The 598-nt window shown below is 38.3% G+C and carries 1 protein-coding gene; it reads right to left on the minus strand.

Annotated features, from left to right (window positions below; all coding sequences use genetic code 11):
- A partial coding sequence (locus A194_RS0116495) for a biotin transporter BioY (RefSeq protein WP_017187866.1) occupies positions 1-391 on the minus strand: 391 nt, incomplete at its 3' end.
- Positions 392-598 lie beyond the last annotated feature (207 nt).

Genomic DNA, 598 nt, shown 5'->3' on the forward strand with positions numbered 1-598 from the left:
CAGCGAAGGTAGCTGAGAGATAGACTTTAATATTAGGGTTTTGACTTTTCTCAACTATATACCCAGTCACCCAGGCTACGGCAATGAAAGAGAATAAAAAGCCTCCAGTAGGATAAATGAACGTTTGTAAACCAGAACTCATCTCAGCAAACACAGGCACTCCTGCCGCACCGATTAATAAATAGACTATAACAGTAAAGCTTCCTAACTTTCTTCCTAAAATAATACCAGCTAAAATTGCAAAAAATGTTTGTAATGAAAGCGGAACTGAACCAGCACCATATGTAATCTTTAAAAATGGAAACCAAATCGCAATGTTGGCGCCGATCATTAGTAATACAACAAATACAGAACCTAATGTTAATTCACTCGGACTAAACCTTCTCTTCATTTTCTTTTCCCCCTTTTCGCTGATCATAATATATCGAAAGGTGAAGAGATTGTCAACTTCATTTTTTTGTAGGTGAACAATTAAGAATTGGTGTGTTTGATTATTTGGCTTTCGGGGGAGTCTATTTGGCGCTCACGGGATATTTTATCGGCGCTCGCAAAGTGTTTATCAGCGTTCACATGAATTTATCGGCGCTCGTTGAGTGTT

This window comes from Alkalibacillus haloalkaliphilus C5 (assembly GCF_000269905.1).
In the GTDB taxonomy this organism is placed as follows: domain Bacteria; phylum Bacillota; class Bacilli; order Bacillales; family Alkalibacillaceae; genus Alkalibacillus; species Alkalibacillus haloalkaliphilus_A.